At 36.1% G+C, this 19,847-nt stretch carries 21 protein-coding genes; 12 read left to right on the top strand and 9 right to left on the bottom strand.

Translation table 11 applies throughout. From position 1 onward, the window contains the following. Positions 1-96: 96 nt before the first annotated feature. The 5 genes from AB3U99_RS06480 to AB3U99_RS06460 all read right to left on the bottom strand — a co-directional run bounded on the left by AB3U99_RS06480 (position 97) and on the right by AB3U99_RS06460 (position 4,548). Positions 97-825: a FadR/GntR family transcriptional regulator gene (locus AB3U99_RS06480; RefSeq protein WP_400246477.1), complete on the bottom strand. Its 729-nt coding sequence runs from the start codon at positions 823-825 to the stop codon at positions 97-99. Positions 826-882: 57 nt separating this feature from the next. Next, positions 883-2,154 (bottom strand): gephyrin-like molybdotransferase Glp, encoded by a 1,272-nt coding sequence (gene glp, locus AB3U99_RS06475; RefSeq protein ID WP_400246475.1) that lies wholly within the window; start codon positions 2,152-2,154, stop codon positions 883-885. A gap of 40 nt (positions 2,155-2,194) precedes the next feature. Further along, a complete protein-coding gene (moaA, locus tag AB3U99_RS06470) occupies positions 2,195-3,196 on the bottom strand; it encodes a GTP 3',8-cyclase MoaA (RefSeq protein WP_400246473.1) in 1,002 nt (333 codons plus the stop codon). A 136-nt stretch (positions 3,197-3,332) separates the two neighbouring features. Beyond that, on the bottom strand, positions 3,333-3,641 hold the full coding sequence (locus AB3U99_RS06465; RefSeq protein ID WP_341192174.1) for a metal-sulfur cluster assembly factor: 309 nt from the start codon (positions 3,639-3,641) through the stop codon (positions 3,333-3,335). A gap of 127 nt (positions 3,642-3,768) precedes the next feature. Next, on the bottom strand, positions 3,769-4,548 hold the full coding sequence (locus tag AB3U99_RS06460) for an alpha/beta fold hydrolase (RefSeq protein WP_400246471.1): 780 nt from the start codon (positions 4,546-4,548) through the stop codon (positions 3,769-3,771). 382 nt (positions 4,549-4,930) lie between these two features. On the opposite strand from AB3U99_RS06460, the gene AB3U99_RS06455 reads away from it, so the two are divergent. From AB3U99_RS06455 to AB3U99_RS06445, 3 genes are all read left to right on the top strand, one after another. Further along, entirely contained in the window at positions 4,931-5,749 is an 819-nt protein-coding gene (locus AB3U99_RS06455; RefSeq protein WP_400246469.1) for a Cof-type HAD-IIB family hydrolase, read from the top strand. Positions 5,750-5,886: 137 nt separating this feature from the next. After that, positions 5,887-6,039: a hypothetical protein gene (locus AB3U99_RS06450; RefSeq protein ID WP_162837581.1), complete on the top strand. Its 153-nt coding sequence runs from the start codon at positions 5,887-5,889 to the stop codon at positions 6,037-6,039. Then, a complete protein-coding gene (locus tag AB3U99_RS06445) occupies positions 6,040-6,231 on the top strand; it encodes a DUF3813 domain-containing protein (protein WP_400246466.1) in 192 nt (63 codons plus the stop codon). It abuts the gene before it with no gap. 249 nt (positions 6,232-6,480) lie between these two features. Here the strand turns inward: AB3U99_RS06445 and AB3U99_RS06440 are convergent, their stop codons facing one another. Both AB3U99_RS06440 and AB3U99_RS06435 read right to left on the bottom strand, forming a co-directional pair. Then, on the bottom strand, positions 6,481-6,840 hold the full coding sequence (locus tag AB3U99_RS06440) for a hypothetical protein (protein ID WP_400246465.1): 360 nt from the start codon (positions 6,838-6,840) through the stop codon (positions 6,481-6,483). A gap of 15 nt (positions 6,841-6,855) precedes the next feature. Next, positions 6,856-7,680, bottom strand: coding sequence for a YitT family protein (locus tag AB3U99_RS06435; protein ID WP_400246463.1), 825 nt, complete (start codon positions 7,678-7,680; stop codon positions 6,856-6,858). Positions 7,681-7,884: 204 nt separating this feature from the next. On the opposite strand from AB3U99_RS06435, the gene AB3U99_RS06430 reads away from it, so the two are divergent. Together AB3U99_RS06430 and AB3U99_RS06425 are read left to right on the top strand one after the other, a co-directional pair. Then, positions 7,885-8,745, top strand: a complete 861-nt coding sequence (locus AB3U99_RS06430; RefSeq protein WP_400246461.1) for a DegV family protein — start codon at positions 7,885-7,887, stop codon at positions 8,743-8,745. Between the two features lie 88 nt (positions 8,746-8,833). After that, the gene (locus AB3U99_RS06425; RefSeq protein WP_400246460.1) at positions 8,834-8,965 is read left to right on the top strand and encodes a DUF3941 domain-containing protein; all 132 of its coding nucleotides are present in this window, start codon (positions 8,834-8,836) and stop codon (positions 8,963-8,965) included. Between the two features lie 1,017 nt (positions 8,966-9,982). On the opposite strand, the gene AB3U99_RS06420 is transcribed toward AB3U99_RS06425, so the two are convergent. Further along, positions 9,983-10,861: a S1 RNA-binding domain-containing protein gene (locus AB3U99_RS06420; protein ID WP_400246458.1), complete on the bottom strand. Its 879-nt coding sequence runs from the start codon at positions 10,859-10,861 to the stop codon at positions 9,983-9,985. A gap of 199 nt (positions 10,862-11,060) precedes the next feature. Here AB3U99_RS06420 and AB3U99_RS06415 point away from each other — a divergent pair, with 199 nt between their 5' ends. The 5 genes from AB3U99_RS06415 (at position 11,061) to AB3U99_RS06395 (ending at position 16,928) form a co-directional block, all read left to right on the top strand. Continuing rightward, the gene (locus AB3U99_RS06415) at positions 11,061-11,555 is read left to right on the top strand and encodes a YajQ family cyclic di-GMP-binding protein (protein WP_341192164.1); all 495 of its coding nucleotides are present in this window, start codon (positions 11,061-11,063) and stop codon (positions 11,553-11,555) included. Between the two features lie 140 nt (positions 11,556-11,695). After that, positions 11,696-12,571 carry an SDR family oxidoreductase gene (locus AB3U99_RS06410; RefSeq protein ID WP_400246456.1) on the top strand — a complete coding sequence of 292 codons (876 nt, stop codon included), beginning with the start codon at positions 11,696-11,698 and terminating at the stop codon, positions 12,569-12,571. A 148-nt stretch (positions 12,572-12,719) separates the two neighbouring features. After that, positions 12,720-14,501, top strand: a complete 1,782-nt coding sequence (locus tag AB3U99_RS06405; RefSeq protein WP_400246454.1) for a glycoside hydrolase family 13 protein — start codon at positions 12,720-12,722, stop codon at positions 14,499-14,501. A gap of 175 nt (positions 14,502-14,676) precedes the next feature. Beyond that, positions 14,677-15,582: a DMT family transporter gene (locus AB3U99_RS06400; RefSeq protein ID WP_400246452.1), complete on the top strand. Its 906-nt coding sequence runs from the start codon at positions 14,677-14,679 to the stop codon at positions 15,580-15,582. A 215-nt stretch (positions 15,583-15,797) separates the two neighbouring features. Next, positions 15,798-16,928 (top strand): GerAB/ArcD/ProY family transporter, encoded by a 1,131-nt coding sequence (locus AB3U99_RS06395; protein ID WP_400246450.1) that lies wholly within the window; start codon positions 15,798-15,800, stop codon positions 16,926-16,928. A 66-nt stretch (positions 16,929-16,994) separates the two neighbouring features. Here the strand turns inward: AB3U99_RS06395 and asnB are convergent, their stop codons facing one another. Then, positions 16,995-18,842: an asparagine synthase (glutamine-hydrolyzing) gene (gene asnB, locus AB3U99_RS06390; protein WP_400246448.1), complete on the bottom strand. Its 1,848-nt coding sequence runs from the start codon at positions 18,840-18,842 to the stop codon at positions 16,995-16,997. 64 nt (positions 18,843-18,906) lie between these two features. Between asnB and AB3U99_RS06385 the strand changes: the two genes are divergently transcribed. Further along, positions 18,907-19,044: a hypothetical protein gene (locus AB3U99_RS06385; RefSeq protein WP_400246446.1), complete on the top strand. Its 138-nt coding sequence runs from the start codon at positions 18,907-18,909 to the stop codon at positions 19,042-19,044. A gap of 38 nt (positions 19,045-19,082) precedes the next feature. Continuing rightward, positions 19,083-19,646, top strand: a complete 564-nt coding sequence (locus tag AB3U99_RS06380) for a DUF2777 domain-containing protein (RefSeq protein ID WP_400246444.1) — start codon at positions 19,083-19,085, stop codon at positions 19,644-19,646. Positions 19,647-19,847 lie beyond the last annotated feature (201 nt).

The raw sequence follows: 19,847 nt of genomic DNA, 5'->3' as shown, positions 1-19,847 counted from the left end.
AAACATATATTAAGCGGTTTCAAAAAAATACAAATCTATTAACTAATAGGATAAACTCCAAATACCATGATAAAATAACCTTTTCTCTGCTATTCTTTATGTCACCTTTTCCTCTTTCGCAAAATATTTGATTAAAATACTCTCAACATTTTCTAGATGCTGATGCATGGCACTAACTGCTTTTTCTTCCTCTTGATGGAAAATAGCTTGGTAGATGAGCAAATGTTCATTATAAAGCTGAGCCATCGTTGTCTGCCTGGAATATAGCCAAATCCGCCTTGTTTCTTTCATTGTTTCTTGCATTAGTTCGGATACATTCATCAATAGATTTACAAGCAATGCATTATTAGTTGCTTTAGCTACAGCAAGATGAAATTCCAAATCGGCAGTTTCTCCTAATTCCTCTCCCCCATTTGCCTCTTGCATTTTTTCTAACGCTGCTTCCATTCCTATTAAGTCCTGCTCTGTTCGATTTCTTGAAGCAGCTTTTGCAGTTCCTGTTTCAATCATTCTTCTTACTTCTAATAAGTTCATAACATCCTTCTTATTCATAAGAACGGCCTGTGGAAAAGAAAACACTACTTCCTCTGGATGAAATGTTTTTACAAATGTTCCTTCCCCTTGCTTTAGTTCAATTAATCCCTTTGCTTTTAAAGCGGTTAACGCTTCTCTAATTGCGGAACGACTAACCTGAAAGTTATCAGCTAATTGTTGAACAGAGGCTAATTTTTCTCCACACTTAAATTGTCCCTTTTTTATTGCTTCATACAGAGCATCTGCTACTTCTTCGTAAATCTTTTTCGGTTTTATTTGCTTAAATTCCATCCATTCACCTCCTTTAAATGGAAAATTGCCTTTTATCTGATTCCTACCCCTGCTTTGTTAATTCCATGGCCATTCAGATCCTGCTTCCTCTTCCAATAATAGAACATTAACACGCTCTCCCTTTTGATAACCTGTAGAATTACTAGGAAGTATCGTTAATGCATTGGCAAAGGCAAGACTTGTTACTATATTCGATTTATCCACCCCGCTTGGTACCGTATGTAATAATCCATCCTCTTTCCAACTCACCGTACTACGGAAAAAACGAGTGAAAGCATTCGCTGTTAAAAAATCTTCTCCTAATATTGCAGATGCAGATTGCAAATGCGGTTTGGAAGAAAATAGATATCTTCTAATGATTGGTTTTGTAAAAATTTCAAATCCAACATAGCAAGCTGACGGATTCCCTGATAAACCATATAATAGTTTGCCATCTAGATGAGCAACCGTTGTCACACTCCCAGGTCTCATCGCCACTTTGTTAAAAAGCACTTCAGCCCCAAGTTTCCTATAAATAGCTGGCAGCAAATCATAATCGCCAACCGAAACTCCACCGGTTGTAATTAACACGTCTACCGATTCAAGCTTTTCCTTCATCGCTTCATAGCTTTCTGTAAATACATCTTGTAATTTTCCAAAATAGACAGGTGTTGCCCCTGCTCTTTCTATTTGCGCCATTACCATATAGGCATTACTGTTTCTGATTTTTCCTTTTTCTAATGGCTCGTCGACTTCTAATAATTCCGTTCCTGTAGCAAAGATACCGACAATTGGCTTTTTTGCAACAGGAACTTTCGCATAGCCAAATGTAGCTAGGAGTGCCATAATACCCGGATTAATTTTTGTTCCTTTTTCCACTAGTGTTTTACCCTTTTTCACGTCTTCTCCCTGAAAAGAAAGATTGGTTCCTGTTTCCACTTCATGATCAATTATTATATAGGGCTGGGTATTTTCACTGCCTTCGATTACTACTTCAAACATTACTACTGCATCACAATCACTAGGAAGCATGGCGCCTGTCATAATTCGCACAGCCTCATATTCGCCAATTCTTTTTTGACAGACTTGACCTGCACCTATTTCATCAATGACTGATAAGGTAATTGGATTTTCCTTGCTTGCCCCTTTCAAATCAACAGAACGAATGGCAAAACCATCATATGCAGAACGATCAAAGGAAGGGACATCATGATTCGCTACAATATCTTCACATAAAAACCGTCCATTGCATTCATAAATAGATACTTCTTCTTTTTTTCCCTCTTTTTCGAATTGCATTACTCTAGTAACAGCTTCTTTTACAGATATCGGAATTCTTTTTTCCACCACTTTTATCACCTTTGAAAAGTATTTATTATTGGATTAAACTTCATCCACCAATATAGGACATTTCTATGTTTTTTCGTTGCTTTGCTGTTTCTTCCGTTCTTTCATCTGAATAACGGTCTGTTCGTTGTTCCCAGATGTTTTTAATAACAGCTGACAATGCTGAATCATCTACCCCTTGTCTAATAAAGTCCCGAATACTATGACCATTTTCATTAAAAAGGCATGTGTATAACTGACCATTAGCAGATAGCCTCGCTCTTGTGCAGCTGGAGCAAAAGGATTCGGAAACGGAGGTAATAAAGCCTACAAGCACATTGGAGTCTTTGTATTGATACTTTTTGGCTACTTCTCCAAAGTAATCAGCCTCTACCGGCTCCAATTCAAAGGATTCTTGCAATTTCATATAGATTTCTTTCTTTGTAATGACGTCCTTCATCTTCCATCCATTCGTACTACCAACATCCATGTATTCAATAAACCGAAGCTCTAATTCATTTTCTTTACAATAGGCTGCCATCGGAATTATTTCTGAATCATTCATCCCTTTTTTTACTACCATGTTTATTTTAATTCCTAAGCCAGCTTTTTTAGCTGCTTCTATTCCTTTTTTAACAGGAGTGACGCCTACATTTCTACCATTCATAGTCCCAAATAATTCATCATTAATGCTATCCAAGCTAATATTAACTCGCTTGAGACCAGCCATCTTCAAATCATCCGCATATTTTGGAAGAAAAATCCCATTCGTAGTTAAAGCAATATCATGAACACCCTCTATTTGGACAAGTCTTTCAATTAGCGCGGGCAAATCCTTTCGTAACAATGGCTCTCCGCCAGTCAATCTAATTTTTTCGACGCCTAATTGAACAAACTGTTTTGCAATTCTTTCTATCTCTTCAAAAGTTAATAATTCACTTGGAGGAAGAAAGGGATAATCTGGACCAAAAATTTCTTTAGGCATACAATATTGACACCGTAAATTACAGCGATCAATAACACTGATGCGTAAATCCCTTAGTGGTCTTTTTAGCTGATCCTTCATATTCAATCTCACTCCTTTTTACTAAACATTCACAAAAGTTTCACTTGTATCGTTTTATCATACCATTTTTCGCAATATACAGTATATTAAAAACAAAGAAAAAAAGAAGGTTTCCCTTCTTCTTTATAATAGCTGCTTATCTCACACCTAAAGCAATTTTTGCATATCTAGACATTCTATCTTTTGTCCAAGCTGGTGACCAAACAATATTTACTTCTGTTTCCTTTACTTCTGGAATATCTGTTAAAGCTGCTTTTACTTGATCAACAATGACACCTGCAAGCGGGCATCCCATTGCTGTTAACGTCATTGTTACTTCCAATAATCCATCTTCTTTAAGCTCCAAATCGTAAACTAATCCTAAGTTAACAATATCGACACCGAGTTCTGGATCAATAACAAGCTCTAGTGCACCCATAATACTATCTTTTAGTTCTTCATTCATGTGAAGGCACCCCTTATATTTATTTAATTTCAAGCATATTTAGTATCTTCTTCAAGTGAAACTTTATCTTTATATTTACACTATAACAAATAATTATGGTTTGAAAAAAGGATTTGAATCACTCTTTTTACAAGCCAGCTTCTAAATGTTTTTCAAACCATTCCACTGTTTTCAGCATAGCGCTTCTACTTACTTTATGACCTGTATTTTCTTCCGAAAGATATACTAATCGATCTGGCACTTCCTCATATAAAGGTTTTATATGTTCATAGAACTGATGAGAATAAGCATATGGTACGACTTCATCCTTCTTGCCATGCCAGAACATAAGGGGGCGATGCTGTAATTTTTCTGGTGCCTTACTTAGATCTAGTTCTTCTAATTGCATAATTAATGCTTCAATTTCACTATCACTAAGTGGAAGCTCGTATCCTCTTTTTTTCACTTCAGAAATGGTATAGTGAGCAAATTTCTCATAATATGGCATGCCCATTAAGCTTACTGCCGTGTTAATCCAAGAATACTTTCTTAATGCACCTAATGTAACAATCCCCCCCATACTTGTTCCAACTATACCAATATGTTGTTCATCGATAAGATTTTTCTTGCTAAAATAATTTTTTATTTCTTCCATTTCATCAATCGTTTTCATTACTATATTCCAGAAATGAAGATTTAATTCCATAGCAGACAATCCTTGTTCTCGTTCCCCATGATACATACTATCAGGCAGAACTACACGAAATCCCTTCTCTGCTAAGTGATAGGCAAAATGGAGATTGTGCTCCTTTGCACTGGTAAAGCCATGTGTAAATTGAATATATGGTCGTTTTTGATCATAGTGGTCTTTTTTTACAATATGCAAAACAGGAATTTCTTCTATATGTAATTTTTCAACCAGAATCATCTCTCGCCCCTCCTTTTTTGGAAAAAATAAATGATTCATGTAAAATAAAGGGAAACTTCCTCCCCCACTTATGGGTTGTTGAACCAATCGGACCTTTACGGATAGTTATTCTCCCACCTAGTTTCCTCGGATCTCATAAAACTTGCAGGGGAGAGTCTTACTGTCCGTTAAGAGTGGAATCAACTGTTAACAATAGAAAGGGAATATATCTTCTATTTCATTGATTTTACATAACTTAACAAGCTAAAAGTAGAATTAACGAATAAAGTGTAATAATATTCTATATGTATTAGTAAGTGTAACATGAAGTGGCATTTTTTTCGAAAATTACGCCCCTCCAAGATGGAATTAAAATTACTATATTGACACTAAAGGAGACACTATGACAGAAAAACACCTAATTGCATTAGACCTTGACGGAACTTTATTAAAAGATGATAAAACCATTTCTCCCCTTACAAAAAAAGTCATTCGAAAAGCGATGGATGATGGTCATGAAGTGATGATTGCAACTGGGCGACCATTCCGCGCGAGCGAAGCGATTTATCATGAATTAAACTTACATACTCCTATCGTTAACTTTAATGGAGCTTTTATTCATCATCCAAAGGATACAAATTGGGGCTTTTATCATTCCCCGCTTGATATAAAAACAGCGCGTGATATCGTTGTTGCATGCAATGATTATCCTTTTCACAACATTATCGCAGAAGTGATGGATGATGTTTACTATCATTATCATGATGAAAAATTAATCGATATTTTTTCCTTAGGAAATCCAAAAGTAACGGTTGGAAATCTACTGGAATTTCTAGAAAGTGCTCCTACTTCTATCCTAATTCACTCGGAAGAAGAGCATGTTCCTGCAATCCGCAAGCATTTATCTGAAGTCCATGCAGATTTAATTGACCATCGACGTTGGGCAGATCCATTTCATGTCATTGAAATTGTCAAAACAGGAATAAATAAATCGATTGGATTGCAAAAGGTTTCTGATTATTATCAAATCCCGCAAAAAAATATCATTGCATTTGGCGATGAAGATAATGACTTTGAAATGATTAAATATGCCGGAAAAGGTGTAGCAATGGGAAATGGAATTGATGAGTTAAAAGCGCTTGCTAATGACATTACCTTATCAAATGAAGAGGATGGAATAGCTGTTTATTTAAATGAGGCTTTAAACCTTCGTGTGCTTTAAAAGTTGGGTATCTTTACCGTCTTTAAAGGTTGTACTTTTGACCATACTATAATTGAAGCAGTAATTTACTGTTTCGCTTGATAATGAAACACTTCTTTGTCTTTCCAATTATACTCTAACACTCGGAGGGATCATGAATGGGAAAACGAAATAAATCGAAACGCTTCGTACAACAAGGAGTAGACTCCGTATCAAAGCATTCCGAACGTATCCCTTATCATATGACATATGCGGAAGCTGAGAGCTATAAAATGTCAAATGAAAGACAATCTCATGGAGGATTAGAATAAATGGGAAATAGACTTTTTCAAGAAGCCAGACAAGCAGTTGAAGTAGCTAAATATGCTGATGGCAAAGATATGGAAGGCTTAGTTGATAAAGCAAAGAATGCAATTAGCTCTGCCTATGCGAACACAACTACAGCCGAACAGCAGCAATTAGCAGAATTACAACAAGAACTAGATCAAATTAAAACACACTAATGAAGGAAAGCTGTCCAAATAAAGTTACTCTTCACAAGCATACAAAAAGAAAACGCTTGGGAGATATGCCTTTATTGGGCAGCTTTTTTATGTTTATTTTAAAGAATAATCTCGCAATAATTAAAGAAGCCTTCCTTCAGCAAAGATCACCGAACTTTACTAGAGGAAAGCTTCTAACACTTTTGCAATTAACAGTTATATTTTCTTAGCCATTAACAAATCTGCACTGGGAAAAAGATCTCAGTAAATTCAAGAAAATGTTTCTAACACTACTGAATATGGCTCTTTTCCCTCTTCTGAAAAGTATAAAATAACCGTTCCATTCGCAGGAAGCTCTTTCTTATTCAAATGAATTTCCAGCAAAAATTTGTGATTGCTTAATGGTACTTTCTTTTTCGCAATTAATTCATTGTGACCATCCTCAACTGTGTAATAGACTTCTTTACCTTCAGGAATGATCCCTTTAATTACATAATTTCCATTTGTCCCATTAACAGATAGATCCTGAATAGTCACTTGTTCTTTATTAGAATTTGCTGATACAGTTGACATATATGGAATAAACCCACTTATAATAACACATAAAACAACCGTCATAATTTTCTTCAAAACGAACAACCTCCGTTATGCTTTTCTAAAGAAGCCGAGTACCGCTGTTGTCTGCACAACATTGGTAAATGCATGTGGATCAACTTCCTTAATGACTCGTTCTATATCATATAGTTCATACCGAGTCACAACAATCATTAGCATTTCCTTTGGTTCATTGGAAAATGCCCCCCGCGCTGGCAGGATTGTAATGCCCCTAACTAATTTTTCATGGATGGCAACCTTTAGCTCCGCCGTTTTCTTTGTTATAATCATCACCGTTAATTTTTGATGTGCTGTATGTATCGTATCAATCACCTTTGTTGCGGCGTAGAGATTTACTAACGTATATAGGGCTTTTTCCCAACCGAACATGGCACCAGCTGTTATGATAATTGCTCCATTTAATATAAAGAAATAAGTACCGACTGGCTTATCTTGCACACGCGAAAGAATCATAGCGATAATATCCATTCCGCCAGTAGATGCTCCCCATTTTAACGTCAAACCCACTCCAACAGCAGCAATTACACCACCAAAAACAGCATTTAACAAAATATCATGTGAATAGCTTGTCACTGGAATGATTTCCATAAACAAAGACATAAAAACTACGCTTAAAAAGCTAAAACAGGTAAATGATCTCCCTACCTTTATCCAGCCAAGTATAGCAATTGGAACATTGAGAATAAATAATAGTATCCCAGTAGAAATTGGTGTTACTTTTGATACAAGTTGAGCTACACCTGCAAAGCCGCTTGCATACACATCAGCAGGTATCAGAAAAAAATTCATGGCAATAGCATTTAATAATGCTCCAAAAATAACAACAACTAATTTTTTTGTTAATAACCAATACATATGTATCCTCCATTACGATATATAGTAATTTTTACTATTTTTGCATTTACTATTCATTGTTTTTTCTCTTAAAGTTTTATAAACTACAAATAAGTATGCCTTGTTATCAAAAACAAGGCATTTTCACAGAGATTATTGTTATTTATCATAACTGTACTCCAATTACCATATGTTTTATAAAAAATAGAAAGAAGTGGAATGAATATGACTTTTAAAATCCTAGCAGATAGTGCAAGTGACTTACCTCTATCCTATTATGAGAAACATGAGGTTACACTATTACCGCTAAAAGTTAATTTAGACGGTAAAGAATACGAGGATTTAAAAACAATTGAACCAACCACTGTCTATAATGCTATTCGCAGTGGACAAGTTCCAAAAACATCACAAGTATCTCCAGCATTATTTAAAGATGTTTTTACAGCATTAGCTCAAAATAACGAAAAAGCTGTATATATTGCATTTTCTTCGCAATTATCTGGAACGTACCAAACAGCAGTAATGATTTCGGAGCAAGTAAAGGAAGAATATCCTAATTTTGATTTCACAATCATCGATAGCAAATGCGCATCATTAGGTGCTGGTTTAGTTGTTCAAGAAGCGGTGAAACTACGCGATCAAGGTAAAGACATAAGTGAAATTATACCACGACTAAAGTTCTTATGCGAGCATATGGAACACTTATTTACAGTCGAGGATCTAGAATATTTAGCAAAAGGTGGACGTGTGTCAAAAGCCTCTGCATTTCTCGGCGGATTACTAAATATAAAGCCTTTACTTCATGTAGAAGATGGAAAACTGGTTCCTCTTGAAAAAATTCGTGGCAAAAAGAAACTCCTGCGCAGAATGATCGAACTAATAGGTGAACGGGGCGATAAGTTAGATCAACAAGTGTTTGCCATAAGCCACGCAGATGATGAAGCAACAGCTTTAGAAGTGAAAGAAATGATAGTAGAAAAATTCCATCCAAAAGAAGTATTCATTTCTTCCATTGGTGCATCTGTTGGTTCGCATACTGGTGCTGGAACGATCGCTATTTTCTTCTTAAATAAAGTTTCGGAATAACAGCTTTAAATAGAATAAAGTTTACTCCTTTCACTAATACTATCAATGTTCTATGGAACAAAAGATGATACTGAAAGGAGTATTTTTTATGCCACATACTTCTGATAATGATAAAAAAGCAAAAGACAATAATGCATTGCGTCATGAAAAGAACATGATGCGTGACAAAAATCGCAAAAATGGTAAATATCAATACAGCAAAAAAACAGATCATTTATAATGTGTTATGTGTTATGGAGGGGCTGTCACTGGGATTGGCAGCTCTTTTTTTGGTTTTGTTGTTGGTGTGGGATTTATGGTTTCTATATTTGTTACCTTTCTATGCGGATTTTTGCTTTGAACGGCTTAGAGAGTGCTTCTCTGTTTCCTTTCGTTGCGGATTTTTGTTCTGAAGGGCTTAGAGAGCCTTCCTCTGTTACCTTTCGTTGCGGATTTTTGCTTTGAAGGGCTTAGAGAGTGCTTCTCTGTTTCCTTTCCATGTGGATTTTTGTTCTGAAGGGCTTAGAGAGCGATTCTCTATTACCTTTCTATGCGGATTTTTGTTCTGAAGGGCTTAGAGAGCCTTCCTCTGTTACCTTTCGTTGCGGATTTTTGCTTTGAAGGGCTTAGAGAGTGCTTCTCTGTTTCCTTTCCATGCGGATTTTTGTTCTGAAGGGCTTAGAGAACGATTCTCTGTTTCCTTTCGTTGCGGATTTTTGCTTTGAACGGCTTAGAGAGTGCTTCTCTGTTACCTTTCGTTGCGGATTTTTGTTCTGAAGGGCTTAGAGAGCCTTCCTCTGTTACCTTTCGTTGCGGATTTTTGTTCTGAAGGGCTTAGAGAGCCTTCCTCTGTTACCTTTCGTTGCGGATTTCTGCTCTGATGGGCTTAGAGAGTGCTTCTCTGTTACCTTTCGTTGCGGATTTTTGTTCTGAAGGGCTTAGAGAGCCTTCCTCTGTTACCTTTCGTTGCGGATTTTTGTTCTGAAGGGCTTAGAGAGCCTTCCTCTGTTACCTTTCGTTGCGGATTTCTGCTCTGATGGGCTTAGAGAACGTTCCTCCGTTTCCTTTTCATGCGGATTTCTGCTCTGATGGGCTTAGAGAACGCTCCTCTGTTTCCTTTCCATGCGGATTTTTCCCAAATAGAGCACTGAGCTCCCCTTCATGCTTGTCCTCCCAAATAAAGGATTTCAGATCTTTATTTATACATATAAAAAGTGCATCCCAAATTTTGGAATGCACCTATCTCATTTATAATCGATTACTTTTCACTGTCTTCCTTTAAATACGTCCAGCCTTCTTCTTGATACACTTTATTTTCTTTCATTAACTTTCCAAGCGCACGTTTAAACGATCCTTTGCTTAAATTAAAACGCTCTTTAATATCCTCAGGCATGCTCTTATCTCCATAAGGCATTGCACCTTTACGCATAATTAAATAATCCAAAATTTGTTGGGCATCCTTATCGAGCGCTTCTTCTTTTCTTGGTAATAAAGATACATTTACTGTGCCATCTAGCTTAACGTCGATAATACGACCACTCACTTTTTCCCCTAATCTTGGTTCTTGGCCTCTCTCTGATTCGTGAATAAATCCTTTAAAACCTTCTGCTGTATAAATCCAGCTTCCAACTTTCGCTGTTCGATAAATATAGCCATGAATGTTTTTATTAAAATCTGCTCTTGTTGCCTTAGTTGACATCTCTTCAATAATTGGATCCGTAGCAGGTTTTACATATAAATAATTATTTTTATTTACCTTTAACGTAATATAAAGCATGTCTCCAACTTCTGGCCAAACCTCTTCATGAACCGGTAAGTCATCTTCGCCTAATAGCATGTCCTTTTTCAAGCCAATATCAAAAAAACAGCCGATTCCCTCTTTACGATCCGTTACTTTTACCCAATCATATTTACCAACCGCAATAGACGGGATAAATGTGCTGGAGCATGCTCTTCCTTGTGAATCGCTGTAAATAAAAACGGGTACTTCATCGCCTTCTTCGAATTTTTGATCTGTTTCACTAAAATGTAAAAGCACATCTTCGTCTTCCTCTTCGATTGTCAAAAAATAACCGAAAGATGCTATTCTTGCAACCGTTAATATTTCCACACGTCCCATATAATCTCTTAACGACATTTGTTTTCCTCCTTTATTTCTTGTCTATTCAACTTTTCATCTATATTCTTTTATCATAATTATTCCCTATTTAGTGAATATTTCATGCCTAAAGTTGTTACAACTGCTATATTTTACTATAATACAAGCATAAAAGAAATGGGATTAGCGCTAGATATACTTAGAAATAGTGTAAAGTTCCAAAAATCAGGAGGTAATTATGGCGAAAGAAAGCTCATTTGATATTGTATCGAAGGTAGATTTTTCTGAAGTAACGAATGCAGTACAGCTAGCAATGAAGGAAATTCAAAACCGTTATGATTTTAAAGGAAGCAAGAGTAATGTTACATTGGACAAAGAAGAATTAGTGCTTGTTTCGGATGATGAATATAAATTAGAGCAGCTGAAAGATGTCCTTATCAGTAAAATGTTTAAACGCGGCATTCCCATTAAAAACTTAGATTATGGCAAAATAGAAGGAGCTTCAGGCGGAACGGTTCGCCAAAGAGCGAAATTAATCCAGGGCATTGATAAAGATAATGCTAAAATAATAAATGCGTTAATTAAAAACAGTGGATTAAAAGTGAAAACACAACAGCAAGACGATCAAATCCGTGTCACTGCTAAAAGCCGTGATGATTTACAAAAGATTATTGCAGCTGTGAAAGACGAATCAAAAATTACGATTGATGTGCAGTTTGTCAATTATCGCTAACTAGTAGGATGGCAGCCAAGTTTGGCGCCATCTTTTTTTTGAACCCCTTCTTTTCAACCAACCCTATTTTTTCCATGTTTATATATGCAGATTTGGGAAAAATAAGTAAACATGGACAAAAGATAGAAGGAGTGATTGATATGAGTAATAGTAATAATGAACAATTACAACAAACCTTTCCCCCACAGCATCAGGATCAGCAACCAGGCATTCAGACAGAAATGAATCCTCTGCCTAAAGATGTAGATCCCTCTTACAAAGGTTCAGAAAAATTAAAAGGGAAGACAGCGATCATTACAGGTGGCGATAGTGGAATTGGCCGATCTGTTGCGATTTATTATGCAAAAGAAGGTGCTGACATAACAGTAGTATATTTAAACGAGCATGATGACGCCCAAAAGACAAAAGAGCTAGTGGAAGCAGAAGGAGTAAAATGCTTATTGCTTGCTGGAGATGTTGGTGATGAAAGCTTCTGTAAAACAATTGTAGAAAAAACTGTTTCTGAATTTGGAAAAGTAAATATTTTAGTGAATAATGCAGCTGAACAGCATCCACAGCAAAGTTTGCTGGATATAACTGCCGCACAATTAGAAAAAACATTCCGAACAAATATTTTCTCTATGTTCTACTTAACAAAAGCGACCCTTCCCCATTTAGAAACAGGAGATACGATTATCAATACGACATCAATCACTGCCTATAAAGGGAATGAAACATTAATAGATTATTCATCTACGAAGGGAGCGATTACCGCTTTCACACGTTCCTTATCACAGTCTCTTGCTGGACAAGGCATTCGCGTGAATGGAGTAGCTCCAGGACCAATTTGGACACCGCTCATTCCCTCTACCTTTGACAGTGAACAAGTGGCATCCTTTGGTGCGAATACTCCTTTCAAACGTGCAGGTCAGCCTTGTGAGCTTGCTCCTGCCTATGTATATTTGGCTAGTAATGATTCCACCTATGTTACTGGACAAGTTCTTCATGTCAATGGTGGAAGTATCGTTAACGGATAAATCAACTTATCCTCTAGCAGTACAAGAGAAAACACTACCGCTCGCACCAATTAGCGAGCGGTATTTTCATTTTTCCTTTTAAAAACTTTCTATTCTGTCAACACTAGTGGCAAAAAGATATAGAAAGAACGTAAAGGGAGTGTGAAAAATGATTGATTTGGCTTCAATCTATCATCGAAGTGACGATAATTACTGTTATTTACAAAATGGGGATACCCTCCATATCCGAATTCGGACAAAAAGAGCAAATGTTAATGAAATCGAAATAATTTACGGTGATCAATACGAAATGATTGACTATCATTGGAGATCCCACCGAATGATGATGGATAAAAGCGGAACTGATTCTCTTTTTGATTATTGGCATTGCACCATTTCAAATAAAAAAAGAATTCGTTATGGCTTTATCATAAGAGGTAATGAACAACAAATAACTTATACCGAAAAAGGCTTCTTTCCCTTTATTCCAGAAGATGCCGGCTATTATTTTTGCTTGCCCTATCTTCACCAAAAAGACGTTTTCACTCCTCCTTCATGGGTGTCTACCACTATTTGGTATCAAATTTTTCCAGAAAGATTTCGAAATGGAGATAGTTCCTTAAATCCGAATGACACTGCTCCATGGGGTCAAGAGGAACCTGGCTTATGGAATTTCTTTGGAGGCGATTTCCGGGGAATTATTGATTCTCTAGACTATCTTTCCGACCTTGGAATAACTGGCATTTATCTTACTCCTATTTTTCATGCAAAAAGCAATCATAAATACGATACCATTAACTATTTAGAAGTGGATCCGCAATTTGGCGATACAGAATTGCTTAAAACGCTTGTAAGAGAATGTCACAATCGTGGGATTCGAGTCATGCTTGATGCTGTATTTAATCATTGCGGTTATCACTTCCCACCATTTCAAGATGTTCTAAAAAACGAAGAGAATTCGCGCTATAAAGACTGGTTTCATATACATAAATTTCCTTTAAAAGAAGATAACACGATAAATTATGAAACATTTGGCTTTTTTGAAGCAATGCCCAAATTTAATACAGCCAATCAAGAAGTTAAAGAGTACCTTTTACATGTAGCAAAATACTGGATAACAGAATGTGATATCGACGGCTGGCGCTTGGATGTTGCCAATGAAATTGATCATGATTTCTGGAGATCCTTCCGCACAGCCGTGAAAGAATTAAAACCAGACCTTTTTATATTGGGTGAAATTTGGCATGATTCGCTTCCATGGCTTCGAGGAGATCAATTTGACTCGGTAATGAATTACCCTTTACTAACGAAAGCACTTCAATTTTTCGCCTATGACATGATATCTGCCCAACAATTTATGGAGGATATGACGACAACGATACATGCATACCCAGATACGGTGAATAACGTATTATTTAATATTATCGGAAGCCATGATACACCAAGGATACTTCATGAATGTAGTTATCGAAAAGAACGAGTGAAGCTCTTATTCACCTTTCTCTTTACCTACCCTGGCACTCCTTGCATTTACTATGGAGACGAAATTGGCTTAGGAGGAAGCGGCGACCCTGGATGTCGAAAATGTATGCCTTGGAATCCAGGAGAGCACGATGAAGAGCTAAAAGAATTTGTTAAACGATTAATTCAAGTCCGTAAGCAAAGCTCCGTTCTCATAAATAACGGCTGTTTCTTCTTTTTGACAAATGTAGATTCTTGTTTAGCATATTATACAAAGAAAGAGGAAGAAATCATTCTAACAGTTATTAATAAAAGTGACACGGAAGCACAATTTCTGCTCCCCTTTCCATTGCGAGGGAAAAAAATCTCTCTGTTGTTAACAGAAGAAGAATATGCAGCTGAATCAGACGATCTAGCAGTAATACTCGGACCATATGAATCCAGTATCCTTCGTTTTAATATGAACTATGAATATATCCATGTAAGATAAAGTGCGTTTTTATATAAAAAGGTGTTCATGTGTAATGAAATTCCTCATGGACACCTTCTCATGCCTCTTCGATAAGCTTTTTTCCAAGAAATGAAAAATAATGATTGTTTCCTGGCGTTGAACGTACTATATTTACTATTAGATTGAATTGTTTGAATTGTCAGGAGGAAATAAAATGAATCAGCAAGCATCATCAAAATCAATTGGGGTTCCCTTACTTATCTCTATTATCGCAATCTCCTTTTCTGCGATTTTCGTGAAATGGTCGGAGGCACCTGCCACTATATTAAGCATGTATCGAATGTGGCTCGCATGTCTTATTATGATTCCCATGGTATACATACACAGAAATGATTTTAAAAAACTATCAAGAAAAGATTGGTCGTTCTTATTTTTTTCGGGCTCATTTTTAGCATTGCATTTTGCTCTTTGGTTCAGTTCTCTAAAGTTTACTACTGTAGCTAGTTCTACGATTATCTTGGCACTTCAGCCTATCGTCTCGCTTCTTGGCGGATTTATTTTCTTTCGAGAAAGAACTAATTCTACTGCTATTATGACAATGGGCATTGCGATCATTGGTGCGATGATGATTGGCTGGGGAGATGTTGGACTAGACAGCAATGCAATTTTAGGAGATGTTCTTTCTTTCTTGAGCGTGATTGCAGTTGTTGGCTATTTATTAATTGGTCAAAACATTATTAAGAAAATGACTCATTGGATTTATACATTTACGGTTTTCTTTTTCGCTGCCTGTTTGTTAACCGTCTATAATCTAATCGCTGGTGAAGCATTAACTGGCTACTCTGGCAGAGAATGGGGTATTTTTGTATTGCTTGCAATTGTTCCGTCACTTGCTCATGTTATCAACAATTGGTTACTTAATTATGTCAATGCAACAACTATTTCTATGAGTATTTTAGGAGAACCGGTTGGTGCTACCCTTTTGGCTGTACTACTTTTAAATGAACGATTGATCCTATCTCAAATCTTAGGTGGTATCCTTGTTTTGTTTGGTGTATTCTTTTTCTTACTGCAAAAGCAGCCTAAAACTGCAATTACCCAAGAAAAACCAATTGGTTAGATTGATACCTATTTGTATTAAATAACTTTCAATCAGTGGGGCCTGAACCACTGATTTTTTCTTTACTCTGATTAAATTCCATTTACCATCAATCCCAGAGAATAGCCTTTCTTAAATTATCATTACGTAAACATCCTTTTTCTTGCATATTACTGGTAAATAAAACAAATACTACTTTAAGCATATACATATTTCCAATTAGGAGATTCCTTTTCATGCTAAAAGAAAATCTATCGTTAAGTCAGTTATTTGCTATTATTATTGGTTTTAACCTAGGTACTACGCTTGTTGTGGTTCTTGGTATTACCGCAAAAGAGGATGCTTGGATTACCGTACTTCTCTCGACCTTTACAGGCTTAATCATTGCCTCTTTTTTTCTTAATTTAAATGAGTTAGCACCTTCAAAGAATTTGTTTGAGATTATTGAGTTTGGGTTCAATCGATTTTTTGCCATTCCAATTACGCTTGTCTATTCTCTTTATTTTTTTTATCTGGCGGCTAGAACAATTAGGGATTTTGGCGAATTAACATCTGCCTTTATCCTCCCGTTGACTCCAATTGAAATCATTATTATTGCCTTAATGTTTATAATTGGCTATATATTGTATTTAGGAATTGAAATCTTAGGACGAACAACTGAAATATTTACACCCTATTCAGCTCTATTTCTTTTCCTACTCATTATTTTATTATTCGCAAGTCAAAATATTTCTATTACTAAAATCCAGCCAGTATTGGCAAGAGGCATCCTACCAGTAATCGAGGCAATGTTTCCGATTGAAGTAAGCAGACCATATGGGGAAATGATTGTTATGACCTGCATTTTCCCTCACATTTCGAATTTAAAAATGCGTAAGAAATCAGTTCTATTTTCTGTAGCTTTTTCTGGAATATTGCTCACTATTGCTACATTAATCATTACTGCATCATTAGGAATAACTACTGCTTCAAGAGCTACATTTCCACTTCTGAGCACGACGAGACTAATTTCTATTGGGAACTTCCTTGAAAGAATAGATGCTCTTGCTGTTTTTATTATTATGTTAGGAATTGTTATCAAAAGCTCGATTTTTATCTATTCGGGCTTAAAGGGCTTAGAATATATTTTTAATTACCAATATCGATACTTTGTTATCCCTATCGTCTGTATTATTGCAATGTTTTCTATTTTCATTAGCATGGACATAAATGACCACGTTCGAGAAGGAGCAGTAGTTGTTCCATATCTCCTATATTATCCGTTACAATTTGCTTTCCCGTGCTTCCTTTTATTTGTGCTTCTGATCAAGAAGGTTAAAAATAAAGGCCACTCTCCATCAAAGGATAAACCATATAAAAACCCCTAGATAGCACGATAACATCGTCATTCTAGGGGTTTTTGATAGGCTTCGATTTAATGGTCAATATATTTCTTATTCTACAATATTAATATTATAATCTTTAAACCAATGGTGGATTTGTACTAAGTGTGCAAGCAGCTGTGGTCCAGTCATTAGTTGGCCAAACCATGGTTCTTTAAATGCAGAGCCTTCTGTTTCGATAATTTCTGATAGTCGTTCTTTATCAAAGAATTCATATAAAGCCGAGCTTTTATCTGTCAGTGCACTCTTTAGCATATCTGTTACTGTTTTTGTGTAAATCGGATTATGCGTCTTAGGATACGGACTTTTCTTACGATAAAGAACTTCATCTGGTAGAATTCCTTCTAATGCTTTTCGCAGCAATCCTTTTTCTCTTCCTTTGTAATTCTTCATTTCCCATGGTACATTCCACACATATTCTACTAAGCGATGGTCGGCAAACGGCACACGCACCTCTAAGCTTGCTCCCATACTCATTCTGTCCTTACGCTCTAATAATGTGGTCATGAACCATAGCTGATTAAGATAGAATAATTCTCTCCGTTTTGCATCTTCTTTACTTTCGCCAGCTAATTTAGGTGTTTCCGCAATAGTTTGATTATATTTATCCATCATATACTCTTTTAATTGCAACTTATTACTCCATGAATCTTTCAATAAGTTTTGTCGTTCTTCAATCGATCTCATCCATGGGAAGCCTGCTCTTTGCAAATCAGCCTCTCTTCTAAACCATGGATATCCTCCGAAGATTTCGTCTGCACATTCCCCAGATAAGCTTACGACAAAATCCTTCTTTATTTCTCGACAGAACCATAATAGGGAGGAATCAACGTCAGCCATTCCAGGTACATCTCTTACCGTTACTGCTTCATGTAAAAAGTCGGCCAATGTTTCTTGGGTGATAACACAATTATGATGGATGGTTCCAAATGTATCTGTCATTTTTTTTATATAAACACCATCTGAATTCGGCTGGAATTCATTTGCTTTAAAGTACTTATCATTTCCTTCATAATCGATTGAATAGGTGTGAAGAGGTCCTTTCCCATTTTTCGCATATTCCATAGAAGCAATTGCTGTAATGGCACTGGAATCGACTCCACCGGAAAGAAAGGTACTTAATGGCACATCTGATACTAATTGTCTAGTAACCGCATCTTTAAAAAGGAAACGAACTTTTTCAACTGTTTCATCAAACGAATCAGAATGCTCCTCACTTTGCACATTCCAATAACGCCATACTTTAAGTCCATCCTGTGTAAACTTTAATGCATGCCCTGGTCGAAGCTCTTTAATCCCTTTAAAGATACCACTTCCTGGTGTATGGGAAGGTCCAAGTGCAAAAACTTCTGCTAGCCCTTCTCTATCCAGCTCAGTCTTCACATTTGGATGAGCAAGCAATGCTTTCAATTCGGAACCAAAGATTAAGCTTGTTCCGACTTCGGTGTAAAATAACGGTTTAACTCCTAAGCGATCTCTTCCAATAAATAAGGAATTTCGCTTCTCATCCCAAACAGCAAAAGCAAATATCCCATTTAAGTACTGCAGACATTCTTCTCCCCACTCTATATAGGAAGTAAGTAAAACTTCTGTATCAGAATGACCTTGGAATGAATATCCTTTTATTAGTAATTCTTTTCTTATGTCTTCTGTATTATACAATTCACCATTGTAGCAAATAGTGTAATGAAAGCCTTGTTTTTCTTTTGTCATTGGTTGAATACCATTTAACGGATCTACCACCACTAAGCGTTTATGTCCGAATCCTGCATGTAGAGCAGTCCAAACATTTGTATCATCTGGTCCTCTTTTTGCCAATGTTTCTGCCATAGCGGATAAAATTACCGACTCGTTTCTTAAATCTTTTTTGTAATCAACCCAACCTGTTATTCCACACATGATTATCATCCTTTCTTTCGTGGAACTTATGATTAGATACCAATCAATCAGTATGAGGTATTCTATGCATCAAAATAAGAATGGTTATTTGTCCATACCAGGTTTATCTCATGATCCACTCAAAAAGGATAAATTAATCGTTTTCAATATTTTAATGAAGGAAAAAGAAAGAGTAGTTATAAAATTTTGTTTATCTGTCTAAAAAGAATTTATGGGCGTGTAATCTTTGGGAGGTTTACAATGAACAATCAGCATAGATCAAAACTTATTGAATTTCAAACACGTGCCTTTACGAAAGGTACAGTCGAATATATAAATAATCAATGGATTTTTTTTGATGAAGAAACAGAGGATGCATCGATGCTTGATGAATATTTGCATCAAGAAATGGAGATTCATTCCTTAAATCGTTGGAGAAAAGGAATTCTTCTAGAGGATGGCAAAGTAAATATCTCTGGATCGATCCATTTTTTAAAGCATGAAGATCCTATTCGGATAAGAAAGCATCTTGTGTTTGCTTTGGAAGAATTATTAGACGATTTAAGTGATGATAGCTTTTATCAATTTATTACTACTTTAAATTCGATGAAGTTCTCTATTTATGATTGTATATACTGTTATAATCATCTTACTTTTTTAAAAGACGAAAAGCGCAAGAGTGGCGTTAATATGATGATTTTTGATAATGAGGAAGACCTTTGCAGTGTGAATCACCATTTTATCTATAATGAAAAAAATACCGACCGCTTTGAGTTTACCTTAAATACTGGAAAGCGAATGATTGTGGAGAAGCTATCGTCTTAAATAGTTATCCCTTTAGAAAAACCTAAAATAGTAGCATCATGCAAAAATACAGAAAGTGAATTGGTTTTCCGAGGCGCCCGCTTCCTTCTCCTTTTACGAGTAGGACACCTCGGGAAACTAATATTTTTTTGCTTTAAAATGGCTTATAGCCTTATTTATCCTAATGAAAATTGCCTTTAGGATTTAAATTATCTAATGATA

The organism is Niallia tiangongensis (genome assembly GCF_044704065.1).
In the GTDB taxonomy this organism is placed as follows: Bacteria; Bacillota; Bacilli; order Bacillales; family Cytobacillaceae; genus Niallia; species Niallia tiangongensis.
Note: the sequence above shows the minus strand (reverse complement) of the source record. Positions and strands in the feature narration are given on the sequence as shown.